Raw genomic sequence first — 22,452 nt, 5'->3', positions numbered from 1 at the left:
AATAATCAAGAAAGGCAGGAGAATACAGCATGTCCCTTATCATGATCCGCTCCATCGTCCGCCCCGAGAAGGCTGACGACGTCATGGCCGCACTCATGGAATCCGGCTTCCCGGCCGCCACCAAACTGGCCGTGGCCGGTCGTGGCAAGCAGCGCGGCATAAAGATCGGCGAAGTGACCTACGACGAAATCCCCAAGGTCCAGATCATGACCGTCGTGTCCGAGAAGGACAAGGACTACGTCATCAAGACCATCGTGGACGCCGCCCGCACCGGCGGAAAGGGCAACTTCGGCGACGGCAAGATCTTCGTCTCCCCCGTTGACGAGATGTTCACCATCAGCTCCGGCGTGAAGGAGACCGACCTGTCTTCGATTGGGGAGGCCAGGCCATGAAGGAAGTCATCGCAGTCGTTCGCATGAACAAGATGAACCAGACCAAGCAGGCCCTCACCGACGCAGGTATCGCGGCCTTCTTCGCCCACGAGGCCTGGGGCCGGGGCAAGGGCCTGGTGAACGCGGAAGTGGCCGCCGCCGCCGCTGCGGGCAACCAGGAAGCCGCCGAGATCCTGGGCAGCAAGGGGAAGCTCTTCGCCAAGCGCATGGTGACCGTGGTCGTCCCCGACGAAAAGGTCGGCACCGTGGTTGAAGCGATAAGCTCCGTCAACAAGACCGGAAAGCCCGGCGACGGCAAGATCTTCATCCTGCCCCTGTCGGACTCGGTGCGGGTGCGCACCGGCGAATCTGGCGCCTGCGCCATCGAATAAACGGCCCAAGCGCCAGCCATCATAAGAGGGAAGCATCATGGACGCCCCGATGAAAGACCACCTGGTCAGCCCGACGCTCGACCCGGAAGAAGCCAAGAAGGAGCTTCTGGCCAAGTACCCGCCCAAGGTCGGCCGCAAGCGCTCCCAGCAGATATTCATCAAGGAAACCGACGGACCCGAGGACCGCGAGATTCTCTCCAACGTCCGCACCGTCCCCGGCATCATCACGCAGCGCGGCTGCACCTACGCGGGCTGCAAGGGCGTTATCCTTGGCCCCACCCGCGACATCGTGAACATCACCCACGGCCCCATCGGCTGCGGTTTCTACTCCTGGCTGACCAGGCGCAACCAGACCGACGCCTCCGCCCCCGGCGCGGAGAACTTCATCCCTTACGCGTTCTCCACGGACATGCAGGATGAAGACATCATCTTCGGCGGCGAGAAGAAGCTGGCTGCGGCCATCCAGGAGGCCTACGACATCTTCAAGCCCAAGGCGATCGCCATCTTCTCCACCTGCCCCGTCGGCCTCATCGGCGACGACGTGCACGCCGTGGCCCGCAAGATGAAGGAGAAGCTCGGCATCAACATCTTCGGCTTCTCCTGCGAAGGCTACAAGGGCGTGTCCCAGTCCGCTGGCCACCACATCGCCAACAACAAGATCTTCACCGAGGTCGTCGGCACCTCCGACAAGCCCGAGCGCACCGGCAAGTACTCCATCAACATGCTGGGCGAGTACAACATCGGCGGCGACGCCTTCGAGATCGATCGCATCATGGAAAAGTGCGGCATCACCGTGAACGCCACCTTCTCCGGCAACTCCACCTACAATGACTTCGCCTCCGCCCAGATGGCCGACCTCTCCTGCGTCATGTGCCACCGGTCCATCAACTACGTGGCCGACATGCTGGAGACCAAGTACGGCATCCCCTGGATCAAGGTGAACTTCATCGGAGCCAACGCCACCGCCAAGTCGCTTCGCCGCATCGCCGCCCACTTCGGCGACAAGGAGCTCATCGACCGCGTGGAGAAGGTCATCGCCGAGGAAATGCCCATCGTCGAGACCGCCCTGGCTCAGATCAAGCCCCGCACCACCGGCAAGACGGCCATGATCTTCGTGGGCGGATCGCGCGCCCACCACTACCAGGAGCTCTTCCATGAGCTTGGCATGACCACCCTGGCGGCGGGCTACGAGTTCGGACACCGCGACGACTACGAAGGCCGTCACGTCATCCCCACCATCAAGGTGGACGCCGACTCGCGCAACATCGAGGAGCTGGAAGTCGAAGCCGATCCCAAGAACTACCGCGCCCGCCTGACTCCCGAGGAGATCAAGGCCCGCGAGGAAGCCGGACTGAAGTTCAAGGACTATGAAGGGCTCATCCCCGACATGCCCAAGAAGACCATGATCATCGACGACCTGAACCAGTACGAAACCGACAAGCTGATCGAGATGTACAAGCCCGACATCTTCTGCGCAGGCATCAAGGAAAAGTACTCCGTGCAGAAGATGGGCGTGCCCTTGAAGCAGCTGCACTCCTACGACTACGGCGGACCCTACGCCGGATTCAAGGGCGCGGTGAACTACTACAAAGACATCGACCGCATGGTGAACAGCAAGGTCTGGAGCAAGGTGAAGGCCCCCTGGCAGTCCGAGGGACCCGAACTCACCGCCTGCTACGTGGCCAGCTAGGAGGATAGGATCATGGCACTCTTACGGCATACCCCGAAAGAAATAACGGTGGAGAGGAAGGCCCTCTCCATCAACCCGGCAAAAACCTGTCAGCCCGTCGGCGCCATGTACGCCGCCCTGGGCATCCACGGATGCCTGCCGCACTCCCACGGCTCCCAGGGCTGCTGCGCCTACCACCGCTCCGCCCTCACCAGGCACACCAAGGAGCCCATCAGCGCCGCGACCAGCTCCTTCACCGAAGGTTCCTCGGTGTTCGGCGGGCAGGCCAACCTGCTCACCGCCATCCAGAACATCTTCGAGGTGTACGAGCCCGAAGTGATCGCGGTGCACACCACCTGCCTCTCCGAGACCATCGGCGACGACATGAACCAGATCGTCGAAAAGGCCCGCGTGGACGGCAAGGTGCCCGCCGGCAAGAACGTGATCTACTGCAATACCCCCTCCTACGTGGGTTCGCACGTCACGGGCTACGCCAACATGGTGGGCGGCATGGTCAAGAACCTGGCCAAGTCCACCGGCGAGAAGAACGGCAAGTTAAACATCATCCCCGGCTTCTGCGAGCCCGCCGACATGGCGGAGATCAAGCGCCTGGCCCTGGAGATGGGCGTTGCCGCCAACGTCTTCCCCGACACCTCGGGCGTGCTGAACGCGCCGCTTACCGGCAAGTTCGAGATGTACCCCAAGGGCGGCGCCAAGGTCGCGGACATCGTCTCCTCCGGCGATGCCATCGGCACCATCGGCCTGGGCGAGTGGGCCACCGCCCACGCGGCCAAGATGCTGGACTCCGAGCACAAGGTCCCCTGCCAGATCATGGGCCTGCCCATAAGCCTCGGAGCCACCGACGACTACATCATGGCCCTGCACAAGATGTCCGGCAAGGCCGTGCCCGAGATCATCGACTTCGAGCGCGGACAGGTCGTGGACGTCATGAGCGACTACAACCAGTACTTCTTCGGCAAGCGCGTGGCCCTGGCCGGAGACCCCGATCAGCTGATCGGCCTTACCAAGCTGTGCATCGAGCTGGACATGATCCCGGCCTACGTGGTCTCGGGAACCCCCGGCAACAAGTTCGAACGCACCATCAACGAAATCATCAAGGGAACCCCTGCTGAAGGCGTCACCAAGGTGAAGTGCCCCGGCGACATGTTCATCCTCCACCAGTGGATCAAGCAGGAGCCCGTGGACCTCATCATCGGCAACACCTACTGCAAGTACATCGCCCGTGACGAGGACATCCCGCACCTGCGCCACGGATTCCCCATCGTGGACCGCATGGGACACACCTACTTCCCCACCGTGGGATACAAGGGAGCCCTGCGACTGATGGAAAAGATGCTCGACCTCTTCCTGACCCGGCGCGACCGCGACGAGCCGGAAAGCTCCTTCGAGTTGGTGTACTAGGGATACAACGAGGAGAGGCAGGAGAATGCCTCCGGCGGCCAGAGAGGAAACTTTTTGAAAAAAGTTTCCTCTCTGGACACTCCTTCAAAAACTTTTAGGTAGCTTCGCATTCGAGCGCGTTGGAATGAAGTTCTGGAACAGTGGTTACTTGCGCTGCTGGAGTGAACCGACAGTATATCAGCCTCGTGTTCGAACGCGACTGACTGGAGTTTCGGCGGGGTTGGGGGTTGTCACGGTCGTGCCCTGCGCGACGGGCGACGAATCGTCTTCGCATCGGTTCTAGCCCGCCGCGCAGGGCACGGACGGGACAGCCCCCAGCCGCCGCACCCAGCACCCGGTCGCGAAGCCAACTGAGGGTCCAGGGCAGAGCCCTGGCCGGGTATGGGGCGGAGCCCCATCTTCATCAAGAAGCCAAATGGAGTTCACGAAATGGTCAACAAGCCGAAGCATCACATATTGGTCTGCAACAGCTTCCGCGCCAAGGGCGAACCAAAGGGCGTCTGCTTCAAGCAGGGCGGAAGCCTCCTCCAGTACATGGAGACCGAAATCCTGGATCGCGGGCTGGACGTCCTGATCACGGGTTCGGGCTGCCTGAAACAGTGCGAGGACGGCCCGGTGATGATTGTCTATCCCGAAGCCTGGTGGTACGGAAAAATCGATAGCGAAGAAAAAGTCGACGAGATCCTCGACGCCCTGGAGAATGGCCAGGCCGCCGAAGACCTCTTGCTGTAAGACGAAAACTGTCTCCTGCCTGCCTCTGTCTGCCTTGGGTGGCCGTCCGGGTTAATCGCCTGGGCGGCCATTCCGGTTTTGGAATCAAGTGGAAGCCAAAACAATAAAAAGTTATTGTTGCACAATCATTTTTTATTGTTTAGTCCGACGTTGCCTGCCTCGGCTGGGGGCGGCCGCCGGGGTTCCCGGCGCAACCACGATCGGAGGACGAATCATGCGAGCGCTCACTCTTTCGCTTACCGCGATCATGCTGGTATCACTAGTGTTTGTGTCTGGATGCGCGGTCAACAAGGCCAGGAATCTGGTTGCCAGGGGATCGGCAACTGAGGGTAACAACTGGGGCAAAACCATCCTGGTGTGCGAGGTCGACTATCCGGCGCAAACAGAAGATGAGCGCCAGAAGATAGGTAGGATCACCACCCTGGTGGAGCAGGCGGTTGCCGCCAGGCAGGGAGTGGAGCTTGTCGGGCCGGACGCGCTTTCCTCGCGGTTGGGGGGGCGCTCCCTCATGGCCGCCAGCGACGGGGAGCTGGCAGCCGCCGCCCTGGACGCCGGAGCGGACACCGTGGTGCTGGTGCGGGTGCTGGGGTACGGCGGCGAGCTGACCATATCACTGCTTCCACCATACTGGTCTACAGGCACGGACTTCGCCTACCATGCGCGGGTAATTGACGCCCGGACCGGCGCGCTATACCTGGATGCCCACCGGGGCCATAAGAAGAGCGGCGCATTCAGCGCGCATACCGCGCGTGAACTCGGCGAGGACTTCGGGGCCGATCTCAGCGCTCTTTTCAGCAGCACGGCCACCGGCGCTCCTGTCCTGAACGGCAGCGGCTCCTGACCCGGCAACAGAGGTGACCCCATGGACAACCTGACACGCATCAAACGGATGAGCGCCATCCTCGCGAAGGCCTCGGCGCTTCTGCTCTGGGCGACGCCCCTCTGTTGCGCCGCGTACTGGTTCCTTTTCAACAGTTTTCCGGACGTCATGAAAACCCAGCTGCCGGTTCCGGGCCGCATGGAGCTGTCAGCGTTCAACCGCGCCCTGTGCTTCCTCTCTGCCATGCTTCCGGCGGGGGTCGCCATGTACGGCTTCAAGACCCTGCGCGAACTGTTCGGGCTGTACGCCGCCGGGGAAATCTTCAGCCAGCGCAACGTGGCCTGCTATCGCAGCCTGGGACGCACGCTCCTGTACTGGGCTGGGGCGATATTCCTGCATACCCCCCTGCTGTCCCTGGCGCTGTCGGTCGGGATGCCTGAAGGGCAACGGCACGTGGTGGTCGCGTTTGGGTCCGTGGAGTTGGCGGCCCTGTTCGGGGGGACGGTCGCCCTGGTCATCTCCTGGGTGATGGACGAGGGGCGGGGCATCGAGGAAGAGCGGGCTTTGACCATCTAGGCGGTTTCGTGGGCATACTTGTGAATCTGGACGTCATGCTGGCCAGGAGGAAGACCTCCTCCAAGGCCCTGGCAGAGGCGGTGGGCATCACCGCCCAGAACCTGTCCATCTTGAAGACGGGCAAGGCCAAGGCCATCCGGTTCTCCACCCTGGAGGCCATATGCCGTTTTCTGGACTGCCAGCCAGGGGACATCCTGGAATACGTCCCGTCAGACCCCGATGCGGACGCCTCGGACGAGGAAAAAGCGTAGCACGGGGACCGCGAGGCACGGGCCGCTGCGTCTTATACAAAAAGGCCGCCCGGATGGTGAATCCGGGCGGCCTTCTACTTAATTAGCGCCCCCGTCTGCCGGGGGGCAGCGCCGCCTGCGCGCCGCCGTGCGAGTTCATGGCCACCACCAGGTCGCTGAGCACCCGGGCCTGTTCGGACATGTCCTCCACGGCTTCGGCGGAGCGTCGCATGTTGTCCTCGGTCTCCGAGGTGATCTGGGCGATGTCGTCGATGCTGCGGTTTATCTCGCGGCTGGCCGAGGATTGCTCCTCCGAGGCCCTGGCGATGGCCCGCACCTGCGTCTCCACCAGCCGGACCTGTTCGAGTATCCCCGCCAGCGCCCGTCCCGACTCCCCGGCCAGTTCGTTGGCCGTGTCGATGGTCTGCGCGGCGGCGTCCACGCTGGCGATGCTCTTGCTGGTGCCCTGCTGGATGTCCTGGATGGCTGAGCCCACTTCGCGGGTGGCGTGCATGGTCTTTTCGGCAAGCTTGCGCACCTCGTCGGCGACCACCGCGAAGCCACGCCCGGCGTCGCCCGCGCGTGCGGCCTCGATGGCGGCGTTCAGCGCCAGAAGGTTGGTCTGGTCGGCGATGTCGGAGATCACGTTCATGATGCGCCCGATGCCTTCGGCCTGCTTGCCCAGCTCGCCCATGTCACCCTTGAGGGACAAGGCCTGTTCACGCACCTTGGCGATGCTGTCCGAGGCTCTGGTGACAAGATCCGCGCCAGCGCCTGCCTGGGTCCTGGCCTTGTCGGTGGAGTCGGCCGCTTCGGCGGCGTTGGCGGCCACGGCCCCCACTGTGGCGTTCACGTGATCCATGGCGGACACCGTGTCGCGCACGCGTGCGGACTGCATCTGGCTGCCGTTGCGGGCCTGCTCCACCAGGGAGAGCAGGGTGTCGGTGGTGGCGGCTACAACAGAGACCACCTTCTCGATGTTTCCGGCTGCTTCGGCCATGCCTTCGGACCTGGCGTTCTCGGCCATCAGGGTTGCGGCCTCTGCCTGCTCGGTGGCTTCCTTGGCGCGGCGGGCCTCGTCGGCGGCCTCGGTGGTCTTGCGGTCGGCCTCGGCGATTTTTGATTTCAGCGTGGCGACCATGGTTTCGATGTTGCCGCCAAGCACCGAGAACTCGTCGTCGCCCTGGCGGTCCAGGCGGGCGTCGAGGTCGCCGGAGCTTACCGCATTGGAAAATCCGATGATCCTCTTCATGGGCCTGGATATGGACAGGATGCAGAGAACGCCGCTCAGGATGCCGATGACCAACCCGCCGAACAGGGACACGACCTGCATGGTGCGCATGGAGGATGAGACTGCGGCCATGGTGACGCCTTTTTCCGCCACCATCCTGCGCCCGGCCTCCTGAATGGCCGCGAGGGATTTCTCGTAGGTGTGGAAGGAGTCCTTTCGGGTCGCGATGGCTTCGTTGGCCTGCTCAGCCGTAATCTGGCCTTTCTTGCCGGAGATGAGTTCCTCGAGATACTTCGTGACGAACGCGTCATACGTCCTGAAGTTGTCCAGCATGGCCCGCGCGGTGTTCCTGTCTGATTCGCTCAGTTCCCTGTCGGCGGCCACGTGGGCCGCCAGCTCGGTTGCCGCCTTCGTCAGCTTGTCCGAGTCGGCGCGCAGCTGGTTCAGGTAGGTCTGCTGCTTGCCGGGGTTGCCGATGTTGAGCAGGATGTCTTTTTCTGAACGCCTGAAGCTCTGCCCGAGCATCACGATGTCCTGGGTGGTGTTCAGGACCGGGAGGTCCTCGGTCATGAGTTCCTCCATTGCGTCTGCCTGGCGACCGGAATAGATGCCGCTCAGCAGGTTGCTCGCGACAATGATGAGGATAAGGGTCGAAAAACCAGCGATCAGCTTGTTCCTGACTGACAACATACGAAACCTCCGCGCCCGGTCCTCCGGGGTGTGTCCATGATGGGAATCCCCTGGTGAGGCCATGGGGATTCGTGCTTGCGCGATAGAGAGTGAAGGTAACCGATAGCAGGGCGGTGTGTTCCTGACAACACAAGAAGCGAAAAAGAAGGATGCGTTTCAGAAAGGGCGTCGAAATGACGGGTACTTGTTGGCGAGAAAGAATGAAAAGCAAACACGCCCGGCAATTGCCTGGGTGGCTGCGGCGAGGCGGAGGCGGATAAGGCCGCCCGGATTCACCATTCGGGCGGCCTTCCGATTACTTGAACATGCGCTTGCGGTACACGTGAGTGTGCCGCAACAGAAGCGCCACGAAAACTCCCCCGGCCAAGTAGTGCGTTCGCTCGCTCTTGAAGACCAGGGCAGTCAGTGCCGCGCCCAGGCTCAGGAGCATGCCCTTTTTCACGGTCTTCATGGCGGGCCAGGGGATGTTCACGCCATTGGCCAGCTCCGACATGCGCGCCATTCCCGAACAGATGGAACCGGCGGGTTTTGCCGCCTCGGGCGACATGTTCGCCTCCACCACCTTGAGCACGGCCACGTCGCGTTTGGGGCCGGGCTGCCAGCTCACCAGCAGGCTGCCGCTGCGCGGGTTGTACTCCATGCAGGAGCCAGCCGCAGCCTTGTCCAGGGCCGCCCGGATGGCGGCCTGTGTCTCGGCGGGGAGGCCCTGGGGCAGCCGTGCGCGGATACGTCCGGGAAGAACGCTTTCAAGCATGTCGCTACTCCTTGTTGCCGCCTCGCGGCAGGGCTCGCCGCGCGGAAAGCGGGCGAAGCGCGTTGACTGCGGCGGCGATTGTCGCGCCGTTGTGCATCAGGGCCGACAGCTGCGGCGTGAGCCGGCCGATGAGGCCCCCGGCCAGAAGGACCGTGTTCACGCTCACGATGAGCAGGTAGTTGTACTTGATGCGCTTGAGAGCCGCCTGCGCCAGGGCGCGGCTGCGGGCCAGGGCGGTCAGGTCGCCGGTGGTGAGCACCACGTCGGCCACCTCTCGGGTCACGTCCGCTCCCTGGTGCATGGAGATGCCCACCGAGGCGCGGGCCAGGGCCGGGGCGTCGTTCATGCCGTCGCCCACCATGGCCACGGTGTGGCCCTCGGCCAGGAGCTTCTCGATGACCCGGTGCTTCTCGTCGGGCAGAACCTGGGCGATCCACTCGGTGATGCCGATCTGCTTGGCGATGCGCGCGGCCATGCCGTCCAGGTCGCCGGTGAGCATGATGATGCGCTTGATGCCCGAATCGCGCAGCTGGCGGATGGCCAGGGCGGCTTCGGGGCGCAGCGGGTCGTCCAGGGTGATGATTCCGGCCAGTTCGTCGCCGATGGCCAGATACAGGAGCGAGTGCCCTTCCTCGGCCAGGGCCGAGGCGATCCCGGCGGCGTCGCCCAGGGGAACTTTCTCGTCCTCGTGGATGAAGTGGCGGCTGCCGAGCATGACGCGCTTGCCCTTGAGCCAGCTGGCCACGCCGTGGGCGGCCACGTATTCCACGCGGGCGTGCTCCTCCTGGTGGATGATGTCCTCGATCTTGGCCTGTTGCACCACCGCGCGGGCCACGGGGTGTGGGAAGTGTTCCTCCAGGCAGGCGGCCACGCGCAGCACTTCCTCGCGGGAAAAGCCTGAGAAGGGGATGACGTCGCGCACGGTGGGTTCGGCCATGGTCAGGGTGCCGGTTTTGTCGAACACGAACACGTCGGCCTTGGCCAGGTTCTCCAGCGGCTGCCCGCCCTTGACCACCACCCCTTCGGAGGCCATCTGGCGCATGGCAGCCAGCACGGCCAGGGGCGTGGCCAGCTTGATGGCGCAGGAGTAGTCCACCAGCAGCACGGAGGCGGCCCGCCTGGGGTCGCGCGTTGCCGCGTAGACCGCGCCGGAGAGACCCAGCGAGAAGGGGACCAGGTTCCCGGCCAGCTTCTCGGCCTGGCTCTGCACCCCGGCCTTGCTCTTCTCGGCCTGCTCCACCAGGGACAGCATGCGCCGCCAGCGGGTGGCGTCTGCGGAGCCGGTGGCCTTGACCACCACCTCGCCTTCCTCCACCACGGTGCCCGCGAACACGGCGGAGCCGGGGCGCTTGGGCACGCCGCTGACCTCGCCGGTCATGGCGCTCTGGTTCACCAGGGCTTCGCCCTCCTCCACGACGCCGTCCACGGGAGCCACCGCGCCCTGGCGGATGACCACCAGCTCGCCGGGCTTCACGGTGTTCGCGTCCACCTGTTCTTCCTCGGACCCCCTCTTCACCCAGGCCCACACGGTCTGGGAAGCCAGGGTGGCGGCCAGGCTCTCCTCGGAGCGCTTGCGGGTCCAGTGCTCCAGGAACTCGCCGGCCGAAAGAAGCAGGGTGATGGTGCCAAGCGACCTGAAGTCGCGGCGTATGAAGCAGATGGCCAGGGCCGTTGCATCCAGCACGTCCACCGAGAGCTTGCCCGAGGTGAGCGACACCAGCCCGCGCCACAGGCGGGGCAGGGAGCTCCTGAAGGCCAGGGCCAGCTGGAACACGGGAGGCAGGATAGGGCGCATGATGACCGGGGCCAGGATGCCCAGCAGGCTCGGGCTTTTGTGTTCATCCTCGCTGACTGGGGCTGTGCAGGGGCCGCCCCGGTGATGGAGGGCGGGGTCGGCGTGGGCCGGGGGCAGGAGTTCGCCCGTGACGGGGCCTTGCGCCTGCGGCTCTTTGGAGGCTGCGCGCCCGCGCCGCTTCCGGACCCCTTCTTTCAGAAGCCCGGAAGGAGCGGCCGCGCCTGCGGGGAGGCTCTCGGAGAAGATGCCCAGGATGGCCTCGCGCAGGTGCGCCTGGGGGGCATAATGGACCAGCACCGAGCCGCTGCGCGGGTTCACGGAGACCGAGTCCACGCCCTTAAGGGCGTGCGCCTTTTCCAGGCGTGAAGCCAATTGCCCGGCGAGGGCGGGAGGCGCATAGCGCAGCCTCAGCCTGCCGGGCATATCGTGTACGACGCGTGGGGTCACGACTGCTTGCTCTCCTCGGCAGGGGCTGCGGTCGCTGCGGCGTCACGTCCCTTGCGGGCGTGCTCGGCCTCGGCCATCAGGTCTTCCATGTTCTCCTTGGCCTGATCGACCACTCCCATGAGCTTGTCCTTCAGGTTGAGTCCGCCAGCCATCACATCGGCCAGCAGGGGCTTCAGGTTGGAGTTGCCGCGGGTCAGCGCGTAAACGGCCAGAGCGCCAAGGGCGGCGCCGCCAACGAAAAGCAGAGCACCTTTGGAATTGGTGTTCATGATGTCCTCCTGAGATGATTGACTTTAAGCATGTGCTTGCTTGAAGCCGAATTGTCAACGAAATGAAACGAAAAAGTCATTCTGATGAGATTCCAGGCGGATCCTTAAGGGCCGCGAGCAGTTTGGCGAGCATCTGATCCGGTCCCAGGCTTTGGGCCATGTCGCAGGCCATCAGGTGGTGGGGATAGTTGGAGCGGGGGATGCCCCGGCAACGGCACAAGCGTTCGCGCAGCCCCTGCCAGTGCCGCGTGAGGCGCTCCTGCCCGGCGGCGCCCACCAGGCAGCCGGGCATCAGGAGGAAGCGCCCGTCTCCCGGATCGCCCAGGGCGTCGTAGCCCGGCCAGTCCGGCCCGGAGGCCACGGCCATGGCTTTCTGGCCGCCGCTCCTGTCGCGCAGGGCGCACAGGGCCTGCTCCCTGTGCTTTTCAGGCACTAGGCGGGCCTGGACCGAGGAGGCGGTCAGGAACAGGCCGATGATCGGCGGGTCCTTGGGCGCATCGCACCGGGCCGGGTCTTTCTGGCGGGCCAGGGTGTCCCGGAAGATCTGGTAGTAGCGGTTGGCCGTGTTGCGGTTGACGCCGAGCGCCTTGGCGGCCTGGCTTGCGGTCTCGCCCCTGACGAAGGCGCTGGCCATCTCAAGAAGCATCGCCTGGTCGATCTTGGCGTGGGCGGCGTACGGATTCTTGCGGGCAACGGGGCGAGGAAATTTCGGGTACGGATTGGTGGTCATGCACAGAACCTTCGCGATTTTGATTCTCGTTATCAGTGTCAGCACGTGTCGTAAAGTGGGTATCTGGGCTTGTGGCACTCGATGAGATCAGGCGCCGGGTTATGTCCTTACCGGGCGTATCAAGGCTGGACGCCCAGGCGTCGCGCGTTTATCCTGCCGTCATCACGTGATGCCGGGAGAAGCCCATCCATGGACCAGATAGCCCCTCTGTTTGAAAAGGAACGCCAGGTCGTCGAGAAGGCCAGGCAGGCGCTTGGCGCGCCTGAGCCTGGGGACGCAGTCCCGGCGGCGTCTTTTCAGGAGCTTCTGGCCGAGTACGAGCTGCTTCTGGGGCGCGCCGGGCGCGTGGCGGATCTGGCCAACCAGGTGCAGATGGACCTGGAGGCGGCCATGTCGCAGGTGGCGCAGCTCTCCCAGGTGGACGGCCTGACCGGGACCCTGAACCGCCGCGCCTTCGAGAAGCTCCTCTCTCGCGACTGGGCTCAGGCCCAGCGGGAAGGAACGCCCGTGTCGCTGCTGGTGGTCAACGTGGACAACTTCCGGGCCTACAATGACGTCTACGGCTCCCTGACCGCAGACGACTGCCTGAAATCCGTGGCCCAGGCGGTCATGCGCAGTCTGTACCGCGAGGTGGACGCCATGGGGCGCATGGAGGGCGACACCTTCGCGGCGCTCCTGCCCGGCGCGGACGCCCAGGGGGCCGCTGTGGTGGCCGGGCGCATGCTGGAGGAGGTCGCGGGGCTTGCGATCTCGCACCTGGAATCCCCTCACGGCGGGGTGGTCACCGTGAGCATCGGGTACTCCACCGTGACGCCCACGCGCGGGGACGCGCCCATGGTTCTGGTGCGCCTGGCCCAGGCCGCCCTTGGCGACGCCAAGACCCAGGGCCGCAACACTGCGGTGTATTTCTCTCCTGAATAGCGGCTGGAGCCTCTTCCCGCCCGAGCCCGTTTCCCTCCTTTTTCCCCCTCGCGCCGGTTACGCGGGCGTTTCTTTCCAATCCCTCAGTCATCCTTGATCTGTCGCGGGACGGTCCCGCATCCGTCACACGGGGCCGATAGGTCTTCCCCCGTGGTCGGGCCGATCGTTCAGCCGTGAATATCGCCGGGGTCGGCGCTGCAACCCGGAGCAGTTCGCGGGCGTCTGTTCATCATGTGCGTCGTCGCAAAATAGTTGTTGAATGTGATTCTCATTTTCACTAAAAGAAGCCTACCCCACCGGGGAAGTCCTGGATCGTCCGGGGAGGTTTTGAGATTACGGAGGTTTATTCAATGCGTCTGTTCAAGGAAATGTCCGTGGCCCTGTTCATGAGCCTCAGCATCCAGGGCGTACTGTACCTGTACTGTCTCGAAACCCTCGCCAGATAGCCTTTCAGGCAATTCCCTAACGCCCCTTCCCTCCACAGCAGGCCCGGAACCGCACCAAACGGTTCCGGGCCTCGCTGTTTTCAGGGGACGCTCTGTTTCTGCGTCCCGAACGCGAGGCGCATACTGGTTTTGACCTCCGGGCATCTGCGGACCACCCTGCTTACAGTGTGGCTCTCAGGTTCACACCCCGGCCTGCGCTCGACGCTCGACAAGTCGGGCGCGCCCGTTGATGGACGTACACCCTCCACCCTTCTTGAACATCCTTGCGCACGTGAAGTCCCTCGGCAGCCAGACTCGGGGCATCCCGGAACAGGGCAGATGATCGCTGTTGGAGCCCTCTCGCGCGTGTCGATGCCGCAAATCCCGAACGGAACTGTGCAGAGTCTACAATTGTGTAGATGTCCTTGCGTTTTTGTATGCTTTCGCGCGGCAATTGCGCCGCTTCTCAATAATAAGTCAATAAAATCATTATATTATGGCATGGCACGGGAATTGGATGTAGGCTTGTGACCACGTGCAGTTCACCCAGGGCCGGGCGCGCGAATCACGAGCCAGCCCGGACCGGACATAACAGGAGGCCGACATGGACATTACCAACGCCAGCATCGCCCGGGCAATGTTCACCACCCTGGTCGTCAGCCTCGCCATCCAGGCGGGATATTACTTCTGCTGCCTGAAGAGCCTGGCCCTGTAACACGCTGATTTCAAAAGAGGCGCACCGTGTCTGACAATATTTTCGAAGAACGCAGGGACCAGATCCACGTCAAGGGCGACGGACCCTTCAAGCTGGCCTGCAACCGCGACTCCCTGGCCGGCGCGGTCAGCCAGAGGGCCTGCGTGTTCTGCGGCTCGCGGGTGGTGCTCTATCCCATCGCAGACGCCCTGCACCTGGTGCACGGCCCCATCGGCTGCGCGGCCTACACCTGGGACATCCGGGGCGCGCTGTCCTCCGGGCCTGAGCTGCACCGCCTGTCCTTCTCCACCGATCTCCAGGAGACCGACGTCATCTTCGGCGGCGAGAAGAAGCTGTACGCCGCCCTCATCGAACTGATCGACCGCCACCAGCCCAAGGCCGCCTTCGTGTACTCCACCTGCATCGTGGGCATCATCGGCGACGACCTCCAGGCCGTCTGCAAGAAGGTGTCCGCCGAGAAGGGCATCCCGGTGATCCCGGTGCAGTCCGAAGGCTTCAAGGGCAACAAGCGCGAGGGCTACCTGGCCGCGTGCAAGGCCATGTTCACCCTGGTGGGCACGGGCGACACGTCGGACGTCTCACCCTTGTCGCTGAACATCCTGGGCGACTTCAACCTGGCGGGCGAGATCTGGATCATCCGCGAATACTTCGAGCGCATGGGCATCCAGTGCGTGGCCAACATCACCGGCGATGGCCGCGTGGGCGACATCGCCAAGGCCCACGGCGCGGCGCTGAACGTGGTGCAGTGCTCCGGCTCCACCATGGATATGGCCAAGATGATGAAGGACACATACGGCACGCCCTTCGTCAAGGTCTCCTATTTCGGCATCGAGGACATGGCCGAGGCCCTGTACTCCGTGGCCCGCTTCTTCAAGGACAAGGACCCGGACATGCTGGCCCGCACCCAGGCCCTGGTGAAGGAAGAGCTGGCCGTGCTGTATCCCAAGCTGGCGGGCTTCCGGAAGGACCTGGAAGGCAAGAAGGCCGCCATCTACGTGGGCGGCGCGTTCAAGGCCTTCTCGCTGATCAAGGCCTTCCGCCATCTGGGCATGTCCGTGGTGATCGCCGGTTCCCAGACCGGCACCCCGGAGGATTACGAGGAACTTGCCTCCATCTGCGACCCCGGCACCATCATCGTGGACGACGCCAACCCCCTGGAGCTGTCGGCCTTCCTCAAGGAGAAGGACGTGGACATCTTCGTGGGCGGCGTGAAGGAGCGCCCCATCGCCTACAAGCTGGGCGTGGGATTCTGCGACCACAACCACGAGCGCAAGGAAGCCCTGGAAGGGTTCGTGGGCATGTACAACTTCGCCCTGGAAGTGCACCGCACGGTGATGAGCCCGGTGTGGCGCTTCGTGCCCCGGCGCACTGGCCCGGTGCTGGCGGCGAACCGGGACGACCTGCCCAAGGAGTGCGTGTTATGAGCTGCCCGACAAACTTTGCCGACACCGGCGACAAGGCCGTGTGCGCGTTCACGGGCGATATCGCCGCCGGAGCGGTCGCCGAGGCTTCTCCCGTGACCGCCAACGCCAAGCCCATAAAGCCCAAGGTGGAGCCGTTCGTGTCCACCACCAACGCCTGCAAGCTGTGCAAGCCCCTGGGCGCGACCCTGGTGTTCAAGGGCATCGAGGGCGGCGTGCCCTTCCTGCACGGCTCCCAGGGCTGCGCCACCTACATGCGCCGCTACATCATCAGCCATTTTCGCGAACCCATGGACATCGCCTCCAGCTCGCTCGGCGAGAAGCAGGCCATCTACGGCGGCGCGGCCAACCTGAAGAAGGGCCTGCTGACCGTGATGGACAAGTACGGAGCGGGCATGATCGGCGTGGCCACCACCTGCCTCACCGAGACCATCGGCGACGACGTCCCCGGCATCCTGCTGGAATTCAGGAAAGAGTTCGGCGACCTGAACGTGGCTCCGGTGGTGCAGGTCTCCACGCCCAGCTACTCCGGCACGCACATGGAGGGCTTCACCGCCGCCGTGCGCGCCGTGGCGGACCAGCTGGCTACGGCGGACGTGAAGACGGACATGGTGAACTGCTTCCCCGGCTTCGTCTCCTGCGAGGACATCCGGCACCTGAAAGACGTGTTCGCGAGCTTCGGCCTGAAGGCCGCCATCCTGCCGGACTACTCCGAGACTTTGGACGGCCCTGCCCTGGAAGATTACGAAAAGCTGCCCTCCGGCGGCACCCCCGTCGCGGACATCAAGGCCATGGGCGGAGCTCCGGCGTCGTTCGAGTTCGGAGCCACCCTGTCGCCGCCCGCCGAGGCGGCCACCGCTGGCGGGCTTCTGGCCTCGCGCTTCGGCGTGGCGCTTCACCGCCTGGGAATGCCCATAGGCATTCGCGAATCCGACGCCTTCTTCCAGGCCCTGGAGTCCGTGTCCTGCAAGCCCACGCCCCGCCGCCATGCCCTGGAGCGCGGCCGCCTGGTGGACGCCCTGGTGGACGGCCACAAGTACGTCTCCCAGAAGCGCTGCGTGATCTACGGCGAGGAGGACCTGATCGTTGGTCTGACATCCTTCATGGCCGAGATCGGCGTGATTCCCGTGCTGGTAGCCGGCGGCGGCAAGTCCGGCCGCCTGAAGGCCGCCATCGAGGCAGCCTGCGAGGGGCTGATGCCCGAGATGCCCGAAGTGGCCGAGGGCGTGGACTTCTACGACATAGCCGACCGCGCCAAGGAACTGGCCCCGGACTTCTTTCTGGGCCACTCCAAGGGCTACCGCACGGCCCGCGAGATGAACGTCCCCCTCATCCGGGTGGGCTTTCCCATACACGACCGCTTCGGCGGCCACCGGCTGCGCCACCTCTGCTATCTGGGCTCCCACGAGCTTCTGGACCGCGTGGTGAACGCCATGATCGAAAAGAAACAGTCAGATTCCGACATCGGGTACGGATACATTTAAGGAGTTTCCCATGGCCATGGACCTCTCCAAGCACCCCTGTTTCAATAAGGACGCCAAGGGCTCCTGCGCCCGCATCCACCTGCCGGTCGCGCCCAAGTGCAACATCCAGTGCAACTACTGCAACCGGAAGTACGACTGCGTGAACGAGTCGCGCCCTGGCGTCACCTCCTCCGTGCTCTCGCCTGCCCAGGCCATCAAGTACATGGAAGAGGTCATGAAGGTGGAGACGCGCCTGACCGTGGTGGGCATCGCAGGCCCCGGCGACCCCATGGCCAACGCCAAGGAAACGCTCGAGACCATGCGCCGCATCAAGAATAAGTGGCCGGACATGATCCTGTGCCTGTCCTCCAACGGGCTGGAGCTGCCCGAGCACGTGGACGAGCTGGCCGAGATCGGCGTGTCCCACGTCACCGTGACCGTGAACGCGGTCGATCCCGAGATCGCGGCCAAGGTGTACTCCTGGGCGCGGGTGGGCAAGGTGCTGTACCGGGGCGCGGACGCGGCGCGCATCCTGCTGGAAAAGCAGGAGGAGTCCATCCGCCGCTTGAAGGAGAAGGACATCATCGTCAAGGTGAACACCATCATCATGCCCGGCATCAACGACCACCACATCGAGGATATCGCCAAGAAGATGAAGTCCATGGGCGTGAATCTGCTCAACTGCATGGCGCTCATCCCCAACAAGGAAACCAAGTTCGAGCTGGTTCCCGAGCCCAGCAAGGCCGATGTGGAAGCCATCCGGGCCATGGCCGAGACCTATCTTCCCCAGATGCGCCACTGCCAGCGCTGCCGCGCCGACGCCGTGGGCCTTCTGGAGAAGGACTGCTCGCGCGACTTCTCGGGGCTCATGCAGGCCTGCTCCACCATCGTGCCCGAGGTGGACGAGTCCCGCGCGTATGTGGCCGTGGCCACCATGGAGGGCATGCTGGTGAACATGCACCTGGGCGAGGCCGGGAGCTTTCAGATCTGGGGTGAGGACGGCTGCGGCGGCTACAAGATGGTCGAAGACCGCCCCGCGCCGCCCACCGGCGGCGGTCCCAAGCGCTGGTACACCCTGGCCAAGTCCCTGTCGGACTGCCGCGCCGTGCTGGTGTCGGGGGTAGGCGACACGCCCCAGGCCATCCTGGAGGAAGAAGGCGTGAAGGTGGTGGCCATGTCCGGGTTCATCGCCCAGGGGCTGGACGCCGTGTTCAAGACCAAGAAGTTCGACCACCTGCGCGCCAAAGGCGGCGGAGGGTGCAAGGCCGGGGGCTGCTCAGGCGGCAGCGGCGAGGGGTGCTAGTGTCGCCGTGCTGAAAAACATGAACATGTGAGGAACATGCAAAATTTGCAGTTGGGGAACGCCTCCGGCGGCCAAAGGGCTGCGCCCTTTGGAATCCGCAGTTATCCCGACTTGTTACCGACTCGTCCATTTCTTCGGGTGGCGGCTGGCGATGAGTTTTGCAAGAGCCTCATGTTTTTTAGCCCGGAAAAGAGTTGGTTCTCTTAGAATGGCGGTGATGCTGATCAGGAGGAGAGGCCGGAAGATCATGTCGGCCTGCTGCAAGAAGAGAAACTGATTGATTTCAACGGGCGGTTTCCGGTTGCCGGGAGCCGCCCTCCGTTTTTGTAGGCATGCGTAACGCTCAGCACTCGCGCCAGAGCGCCCGCCCGGCCCACACGGCCCCGGCCAGGCAGCACAGCCCAAGGATGGTCACGGCCAGGGGCGCGCCCAACCACTGGGCCAGAAGTCCCGCGATCAGCGACCCGAAGGGGGCCATGCCCATGTACAGCATGGTGTAGAGCGACATCACCCGCCCGCGCATCTCGTCGGGCGCGGCCAGCTGGAGCATGGTGTTGCAGCTGGCCATGAGCGCCATGAGCGCGAACCCCGTGGGTATCAGGAACGCCCCCGCGCCCCAGAAGAAAGGCGTCTGGGCAAACAGCGTAAGCCCGGCGCCAAGCCCCGCGCAGCCCCACACAGCGATGCGGTTGAGCCCCGTGGCTTTGCTCCGTCCGGCCATCACCAGCGAGCCAAAAAGGCTTCCCAGTCCCAGGGCCGCCGTGAGCGTGCCCAGCCCTTCGGGGCCGCGCCCGAAGATGTCCCCCGCGAACACCGGCAGCAGCACCACGCTGGAAGAGCCCATCACGCTGGCGATGGTGATGAGCGCCAGGATGGCCCGCACCAGCGGCGTGTTCCAGGCGTAGCGTACGCCCTGGGACATGTGCTCACGGATGCTGGCGGTGGACGGCTTGGGCGGCGCGCTCTGCAGGCGCATGGCCAGGAGCCCCGCGATCACGGCGGTGAAGCTGGCGGCGTTTATGGCGAAGCACCAGGCCTCGCCGAACGCCGCCACCAGCACGCCAGCCAGCAGCGGCCCCATGACGCGCGCCATGTGGAAGATTGAAGAGTTGAGCCCGATGGCGTTGTGCAGGTCCTCCTTGCCCACCATCTCCACCACGAAGGAGTGGCGCGTGGGCAGCTCCACCGCGTTCACCACGCCCAGGCAGGCCGCGAAAGCGATCACCTGCCAGACCTCCACACTGCCGGAGAAGGTCAGCCAGGCCAGACCCACGGCCTGGAGCATGGCTACGCTCTGAGCCGCTACCAGGAGCTTGCGCTTGGGCAGGCGGTCGGCCAGCACGCCGCCGAACAGTCCGAGGATAAGCACCGGCAAAAGCGTGGCGAAACCCACCAGGCCCAGCGCAAAGGCCGACCCGGTGAGCCTGTAGACCAGCCAGCCCTGGGCAGTGGACTGCATCCAAGTTCCGGTGAGGGACACGACCTGCCCGAAGAAGTACAGACGGTAGTTCCGGTGGCGAAACGACCGCAAGAGGGATGATGTTGACACGGCGGCGGATGCTAGGGCCGGGGCGGCGCGGCGTCAAGGGCGGGGCAATGCGCCTTGAGAATGAATGGGGAGGGCGGGCGCAGTGCGCGCCCGCCCTCCCTGGTCGATTGCTGGGTGAACGCTGGCCCGGTCAGGGCTTGCGCACCGAATAGATGGTGTTCTGGGTGTAGCGGGTGACCACCTCGTCCCCCACCTTGATGTTGCTGAGCTTCTTCACGGCGTCCGGGACCTTGACGCTCACGATTTCGCCGTTGGCGTTTTTCAGGCTCATGGTGCGCTTGTCGTAATCCACGGCCTTCACGAGCGCAGTGACCTCGATGCTTGCCACGGTGGTCTTGGTGGGCAGGCCGGATTCCAGGCCGTACTCGGTGTCGACGGTCTCCGCCGCGTAGGGGGCCTCGGAGGATTTGCGCACGTAGATGGCGTAGGCCTCCACCACTTCCGCGTCCACGATGTCGCCTACGCGCACCTTGTCCAGGTTCTGGACCTCGTCTCGCACCTTGAAGGTGTGCAGCTTGCCGTCCTGGTCCTTGAGGGTGGCCATGCGCGTGGAAAGGTCAAGGGATTCCACTGTGGCGCTCCAGCTGCTGGACTCGATGTTCCACTTGCCGGGCTTGTCTCCGGGCTTGTTCCCGGTCTTGGCGCAGCCGACGGCGATGAACGCCGCGACGACCAGCGCGAGGACATACAGGCTCTTTCTCATGGCGGCTTCCTTGGGTTTTGGTGCCTTGGCGTTCATGATGACGACTCGTACCGTGTCGCATCTTAATGGTTCAATCGGGAGTCCGGGTCAAGCTCACTTGGGCAGGGCGTCGCCCAGGCGCACGATGCGGCCCTCCAGGCGCGGGCTCAGGGGGGAGTGGGTGGCCACGTAGTCCGCGAAGGCGTCGGCGATGGGCATGCCGAAGGCGTAGACGCGCTTGGCGTGGTCCTTCAGCATGGCGAAGCCGTCGCCGCCCTTGAGCAGGTAGCCGCAGGAGGCCAGGGAGTAGCTTTTATCCCGGACGATGGGCGCGTACCCGCCGTCGGGGCCAAGGATGTCCGCCGTGACGATGCGTTGGCCCGCCGGGCGGCGCGGATCGAAGGAGTAGCGCAGGCCGGACACCTGCAGGAACCTGCCGGTTCCGGACGCGCCGGGCTGGTCCGCGAGGCTCACGCCGTGTTCCAGCACGGCCAGCAGGTCCTTGCCGGACAGCTCGAAGGTGGCCACGTTGTCCGTGAAGGGATAGGCCGTGAGCAGGTCCCCCTGGGTCACGTCGCCTGCCTTGAGCCCGGCCCGCAGCGCGCCGCTGTTGATGAACGCGGCGCGCGCCCCCTGGGCCTTGGCCGACAGGCGCACGGCCTCGGCCAGGGCGTTGCCCAGGGCGCACTCGCCGAAGCGGCACTCGGCGGTGAGGGCCTCGGCGGTCTTGCCCACGATCTGCCCCAGGTAGGGCTTCAGCTCCTCCTGCCAGCCTTTGACCTTGGCCAGCATGGCCGGGTCCTGGGGCCGGGAGGCGTCCAGCAGCAGCGGCGCGCCGCTCCAGGCCAGGGGGACGCCCTTGGCGTCGAAGTCCACGGAGAGCTCTCCCAGGTATTTGCCCCAGGCCTCGGCCTGAACGATGAGCACGGGCTTGCCCGAGGGGGATTTCTCCACCACGGGGTACGGCCCTGCCGCCTTGGGGTCGGTGCCGGAGAGCAGGCTGTGGCTGTGCCCGCCCACGATCACGTCGATGCCGTCCACTGCGGCGGCCAGCTCCTTGTCGCGCTCCAGGCCCACGTGGGTCAGGGCGATGATGATGTCCGCGCCTTGGGCATTCAGGTCGCGCACGGCCTGGCGCAGGGGCTCCGCCGCGTCGGAGAACACGAGGTCAGGTCCGGGGTTGGCCAGGTGCGCGGTGTCCTCGTTGGCGATGCCCGCCACGCCGATCTTGCGCCCGCCCACGCTGACGATCATCCAGGGTTTGATTTTGGCCTTGAGGGCCGGGTCGCGTGATGCATCCAGGTTTGCGGCCAGCACCGGCACGTTGAGGCCGCTCAGGAAGGTCTCCTGCAACACGGCAGGACCGTCGTCGAACTCGTGGTTGCCCAGCGTCATGGCGTTGTAGCGCAGGAGGTTCATGGCCTCGCGGCTGGGGCGGCCTTTGAGCGCGGTGTAGAAGAGCGTGCCCTGGAACTGATCCCCGGCGTCGAGCAGCAGCGTGTGGCCGCCCTTTTTGCGGGTGGCCTCCACGGCGGCAGCGATGCGCGGATAGCCGCCGAAGCATTCGCCCTTGGCGGATTCTTCGGGGGTGCAGGTCTGGCCGTAGGCGTTGAACTCGGCCATGCGGGCGTGGATGTCGTTGGTGTGCAGGATGGTCAGGCGGTAAGGCCTGGCCTCGGCCGCGAGGAGTTGCCCGGCCAGCAGCAGGGACGCGGCGAGGACCGCGAGAATACGGACGAGGGGCATGGTCGGCTCCCGGTTCGAAATGCGAAAAAATTACGCGGCGTGCGCGAACGTCAGGATGCGACTCTGTGAAGTTGGCGTCTCGGCTCGCGGGAAGCGGCC

20 protein-coding genes are annotated in these 22,452 nt (G+C 64.6%); 12 read left to right on the top strand and 8 right to left on the bottom strand.

Translation table 11 applies throughout. The annotated features are described in order from the left end of the window. The first annotated feature begins 29 nt into the window (after positions 1 to 29). The 8 genes from G453_RS0110955 (at position 30) to G453_RS0110920 (ending at position 6,233) form a co-directional block, all read left to right on the top strand. A complete protein-coding gene (locus G453_RS0110955) occupies positions 30 to 392 on the top strand; it encodes a P-II family nitrogen regulator (protein ID WP_027191104.1) in 363 nt (120 codons plus the stop codon). Beyond that, positions 389 to 763, top strand: a complete 375-nt coding sequence (locus tag G453_RS0110950) for a P-II family nitrogen regulator (protein ID WP_027191103.1) — start codon at positions 389 to 391, stop codon at positions 761 to 763. Before G453_RS0110955 ends, G453_RS0110950 begins: the two co-directional genes overlap by 4 nt. 37 nt (positions 764 to 800) lie before the next feature. After that, complete coding sequence (gene nifD, locus G453_RS0110945) at positions 801 to 2,453, top strand: nitrogenase molybdenum-iron protein alpha chain (RefSeq protein WP_084502248.1); 1,653 nt, start codon at positions 801 to 803, stop codon at positions 2,451 to 2,453. 12 nt (positions 2,454 to 2,465) lie between these two features. After that, positions 2,466 to 3,854 carry a nitrogenase molybdenum-iron protein subunit beta gene (nifK, locus tag G453_RS0110940; RefSeq protein WP_027191101.1) on the top strand — a complete coding sequence of 463 codons (1,389 nt, stop codon included), beginning with the start codon at positions 2,466 to 2,468 and terminating at the stop codon, positions 3,852 to 3,854. Positions 3,855 to 4,283: 429 nt separating this feature from the next. Next, positions 4,284 to 4,586 (top strand): (2Fe-2S) ferredoxin domain-containing protein, encoded by a 303-nt coding sequence (locus G453_RS0110935; RefSeq protein WP_027191100.1) that lies wholly within the window; start codon positions 4,284 to 4,286, stop codon positions 4,584 to 4,586. 214 nt (positions 4,587 to 4,800) lie between these two features. Further along, positions 4,801 to 5,427 carry a hypothetical protein gene (locus G453_RS26290; RefSeq protein ID WP_051272319.1) on the top strand — a complete coding sequence of 209 codons (627 nt, stop codon included), beginning with the start codon at positions 4,801 to 4,803 and terminating at the stop codon, positions 5,425 to 5,427. A gap of 21 nt (positions 5,428 to 5,448) precedes the next feature. Further along, complete coding sequence (locus G453_RS0110925; RefSeq protein WP_027191099.1) at positions 5,449 to 5,982, top strand: DUF2975 domain-containing protein; 534 nt, start codon at positions 5,449 to 5,451, stop codon at positions 5,980 to 5,982. An 8-nt stretch (positions 5,983 to 5,990) separates the two neighbouring features. Continuing rightward, complete coding sequence (locus G453_RS0110920; RefSeq protein WP_027191098.1) at positions 5,991 to 6,233, top strand: helix-turn-helix domain-containing protein; 243 nt, start codon at positions 5,991 to 5,993, stop codon at positions 6,231 to 6,233. A gap of 82 nt (positions 6,234 to 6,315) precedes the next feature. Here G453_RS0110920 and G453_RS23510 read toward each other — a convergent pair whose 3' ends face one another. The 5 genes from G453_RS23510 to G453_RS0110895 form a co-directional block, all read right to left on the bottom strand. After that, entirely contained in the window at positions 6,316 to 8,133 is a 1,818-nt protein-coding gene (locus G453_RS23510; protein WP_051272318.1) for a methyl-accepting chemotaxis protein, read from the bottom strand. Positions 8,134 to 8,428: 295 nt separating this feature from the next. Next, a complete protein-coding gene (locus G453_RS0110910; protein WP_027191097.1) occupies positions 8,429 to 8,887 on the bottom strand; it encodes a hypothetical protein in 459 nt (152 codons plus the stop codon). A 4-nt stretch (positions 8,888 to 8,891) separates the two neighbouring features. Then, positions 8,892 to 11,129 (bottom strand): heavy metal translocating P-type ATPase, encoded by a 2,238-nt coding sequence (locus G453_RS23505; protein ID WP_156920882.1) that lies wholly within the window; start codon positions 11,127 to 11,129, stop codon positions 8,892 to 8,894. Next, a complete protein-coding gene (locus G453_RS0110900) occupies positions 11,126 to 11,398 on the bottom strand; it encodes a DUF6110 family protein (RefSeq protein ID WP_027191096.1) in 273 nt (90 codons plus the stop codon). The genes G453_RS23505 and G453_RS0110900 overlap by 4 nt, the downstream gene beginning before the upstream one ends. Positions 11,399 to 11,474: 76 nt before the next feature. Continuing rightward, the gene (locus G453_RS0110895) at positions 11,475 to 12,128 is read right to left on the bottom strand and encodes a hypothetical protein (protein WP_027191095.1); all 654 of its coding nucleotides are present in this window, start codon (positions 12,126 to 12,128) and stop codon (positions 11,475 to 11,477) included. 189 nt (positions 12,129 to 12,317) lie between these two features. On the opposite strand from G453_RS0110895, the gene G453_RS23500 reads away from it, so the two are divergent. From G453_RS23500 to nifB, 4 genes are all read left to right on the top strand, one after another. Next, the gene (locus tag G453_RS23500) at positions 12,318 to 13,049 is read left to right on the top strand and encodes a GGDEF domain-containing protein (protein ID WP_051272317.1); all 732 of its coding nucleotides are present in this window, start codon (positions 12,318 to 12,320) and stop codon (positions 13,047 to 13,049) included. 1,166 nt (positions 13,050 to 14,215) lie between these two features. After that, complete coding sequence (nifE, locus tag G453_RS0110875) at positions 14,216 to 15,613, top strand: nitrogenase iron-molybdenum cofactor biosynthesis protein NifE (RefSeq protein WP_027191094.1); 1,398 nt, start codon at positions 14,216 to 14,218, stop codon at positions 15,611 to 15,613. Next, positions 15,610 to 17,094 carry a nitrogenase component 1 gene (locus G453_RS0110870; RefSeq protein ID WP_084502245.1) on the top strand — a complete coding sequence of 495 codons (1,485 nt, stop codon included), beginning with the start codon at positions 15,610 to 15,612 and terminating at the stop codon, positions 17,092 to 17,094. Before nifE ends, G453_RS0110870 begins: the two co-directional genes overlap by 4 nt. A gap of 10 nt (positions 17,095 to 17,104) precedes the next feature. After that, complete coding sequence (nifB, locus tag G453_RS0110865) at positions 17,105 to 18,376, top strand: nitrogenase cofactor biosynthesis protein NifB (RefSeq protein WP_328285396.1); 1,272 nt, start codon at positions 17,105 to 17,107, stop codon at positions 18,374 to 18,376. Positions 18,377 to 18,719: 343 nt separating this feature from the next. Here nifB and G453_RS23495 read toward each other — a convergent pair whose 3' ends face one another. The 3 genes from G453_RS23495 to G453_RS0110850 all read right to left on the bottom strand — a co-directional run bounded on the left by G453_RS23495 (position 18,720) and on the right by G453_RS0110850 (position 22,353). Next, on the bottom strand, positions 18,720 to 19,925 hold the full coding sequence (locus tag G453_RS23495) for an MFS transporter (RefSeq protein ID WP_051272316.1): 1,206 nt from the start codon (positions 19,923 to 19,925) through the stop codon (positions 18,720 to 18,722). Between the two features lie 130 nt (positions 19,926 to 20,055). Then, positions 20,056 to 20,664, bottom strand: a complete 609-nt coding sequence (locus G453_RS0110855) for a hypothetical protein (RefSeq protein ID WP_043645436.1) — start codon at positions 20,662 to 20,664, stop codon at positions 20,056 to 20,058. Positions 20,665 to 20,721: 57 nt separating this feature from the next. Beyond that, on the bottom strand, positions 20,722 to 22,353 hold the full coding sequence (locus tag G453_RS0110850) for a bifunctional metallophosphatase/5'-nucleotidase (protein ID WP_027191090.1): 1,632 nt from the start codon (positions 22,351 to 22,353) through the stop codon (positions 20,722 to 20,724). Positions 22,354 to 22,452 lie beyond the last annotated feature (99 nt).

The organism is Fundidesulfovibrio putealis DSM 16056 (genome assembly GCF_000429325.1).
Lineage (GTDB): Bacteria > Desulfobacterota > Desulfovibrionia > Desulfovibrionales > Desulfovibrionaceae > Fundidesulfovibrio > Fundidesulfovibrio putealis.
Note: the sequence above shows the minus strand (reverse complement) of the source record. Positions and strands in the feature narration are given on the sequence as shown.